Annotated in this window: 1 protein-coding gene and 1 pseudogene; both read left to right on the top strand. The window is 68.2% G+C overall.

Annotation, left to right across the window (positions count from 1 at the left end; translation table 11 throughout):
- Positions 1-1145: glycoside hydrolase family 15 protein (locus O3W51_RS47785; protein ID WP_269290347.1), on the top strand; the 1145-nt coding region annotated here is incomplete at its 5' end.
- Positions 1146-1591: 446 nt separating this feature from the next.
- Positions 1592-2370 (top strand): annotated as a pseudogene (locus O3W51_RS47780) (molybdopterin-dependent oxidoreductase); the annotation flags it as partial.

The following is a 2370-nucleotide window of genomic DNA, read 5'->3' as shown; positions in this document are numbered from 1 at the left end:
ACCGCGGGCCGTGGCAGGAGCAGGTCGAGCACAGCGGGCGGGTACTGCAGGCGCTCACCTTCGCCCCGACGGGGGCGATCGTGGCGGCCGCCACCACCTCGCTCCCCGAGAGCATCGGCGGAGACCGCAACTGGGACTACCGCTACACCTGGGTACGCGACGCCAGCTTCACCCTCCAAGCCCTGGCCACCGCATCCTGCGACAAGGAGAAGGGCGCCTTCTTCGGTTTCCTCGCCCGCGCCGCAGCCACCCAGCTGCAGCGCGGCGTGGACCTACAGGTCATGTACGGCATCGGCGGCGAACGTGACCTGAGCGAACGGCCCCTGCCCCACTTGACCGGGTGGCGCCACAGCGCCCCGGTACGTACCGGCAACGACGCCTGGCGGCAGCGGCAGCTGGACGTCTACGGCGAACTCCTCGACGCCGCCCACCAGTGCCTGCCCCATGAGATGCCGCTCGACCTGCCGGTCCGGACATTTCTCGTACAGGCGGTGGAGGCAGCGGCCCGCCGGTGGAGCGAACCCGATCAGGGCATCTGGGAGGTGCGCGGACCGAGCCGGCACTTCCTGCACTCCAAGCTCATGTGCTGGGTCGCCTTGGACCGTGCCATCGACATGGCACCGGCCCTGCAAGCAGCCGATCGCGTCCAGGACTGGAAGGCCATCCGGGAGCAGATCCGCACCACGATCGAGGGAGAGGGCTGGAACGATCAGATGGGAGCGTTCTCCCAATCCTTCGGCAGCGAGGAACTGGACGCCTCCGCCCTCGTGCTGGCCCTGGTGGGATTCCTTCCCGGCAACGACCCCCGTGTGCGGTCAACCGTCGAAGCAATCCGATCGCAACTCACGGACGCGCGGGGGCTGGTACATCGCTACCTCAAGGACGACATGCCGACGCAGGAGGGCACTTTCCTGCTGTGCACTTTCTGGCTCGCCCACGCCCTGGCGATCAGCGGTGATGTCTCCGGAGCACGGCAGGTGTTCGAAACAGCTCTGGCCCAAGCCAACGATGTGGGCCTACTCGCTGAGGAAGTCTCCAGCGCCACGGGCGAAGCTCTTGGGAACCACCCGCAGGCCCTCAGCCACATTGGCCTGGTCAACGCCGCCCGCGCCATCCACGAAGCAGAAGGCAGCTCGCCGAGATAGCAGACGGTGCCCTGCTCTTGTGGCTCCCCGACAGGCCGGGGTAAGTCTCCGCCGCTGGTCGGTGGCCGACAAACCACTTCTATGGCCTGCAGGCGATCGGCGCCGCAGTGCGCCCCAGCCAGTGACGCACCCGGTGCCCTTTGCGGGCAGAACGGCGCGAATCGTAAGGAGTCGCTACCGCCGTGCGCCAATGGTTACGACGTACGGTCTTCCCGGACACTGTGTGTAACTGGGAAGGAACCGAGATGGACGCCCCTGACGACGGACAGGACGCCCGCCGCCCACCCCCCAAGCCGCAGCCGCAGCCTCCGGCGGACGGGGCGAGCCCACCGGCAGACAGCACCCCCGGGCAGCCAGCAGCGAAACCCCCGCCCAAAGCTACGCAGCAGCCCGATACCTCCCCCGCCAGTGCCAACCCGGCGGCGAAGCCTGAGCGGCCTGGTCGGTTGCGTGCGTTGTTGGCGGCGGGCCCGCCGCCGGGTCCTGCCCGGCCGGGGTTCTGGCGCAGCCCGTTGCGCGGTCCGTGGCTGACGTCGGTGTTCGGGTTGATTCTGCTCGTGGGGATCTCGGTGATGTTCTTGACCGGGCTGCTGTCTTACGCCGCGTACAACCCGGACTTGTCGCCGGTCAATGACCAGACCCCGGACAAGGGGATTCTGGGGTTCTACTTGTTCTCCTGGCCCACCCACCCCTACTGGCTCTACCGGCTCCTGCAAGGCGTGCACGTCACGCTGGGAGTGGTACTGATCCCGATCCTGCTGGCCAAGCTGTGGTCGGTGATCCCCAAGCTGTTCTCGTGGCCTCCGGTGCGCTCGGTCAGCCACGCGCTGGAGCGCCTGTCACTGCTGCTCCTGGTGGGCGGCGCACTGTTCGAGTTCATCACGGGCATCCTCAACATCCAACTGCACTACATCTTCCCCGGCTCCTTCTACACCCTGCACTTCTACGGAGCATGGGTGTTCATCGGCGCGTTCGTCGTCCACATCGCGTTCCGCATTCCGGCCATGGTCCGCGCCCTGCGCAGCCGTCGGATGCGCACAGAGTTGCGCACCCCCCTGGAGCGGACCGAGCCCGAACCCATGGACGCGACAGGTCTGGTCTCACCGCGGCCGGCCCCGCCGACGATGTCGCGACGCGGCGCGCTGGGGATGGTGGGCCTGGGATCCGCGGCCCTGCTGGTCGTCACGGCCGGGCAGAGCATCGGCGGGCCACTGCGCCGCGTCGC

It is taken from the genome of Streptomyces sp. H39-C1 (assembly GCF_027158125.1).
GTDB classification, from domain to species: Bacteria; Actinomycetota; Actinomycetes; order Streptomycetales; family Streptomycetaceae; genus Actinacidiphila; species Actinacidiphila fildesensis.
This window is presented reverse-complemented; position numbering and strand designations above follow the sequence as displayed.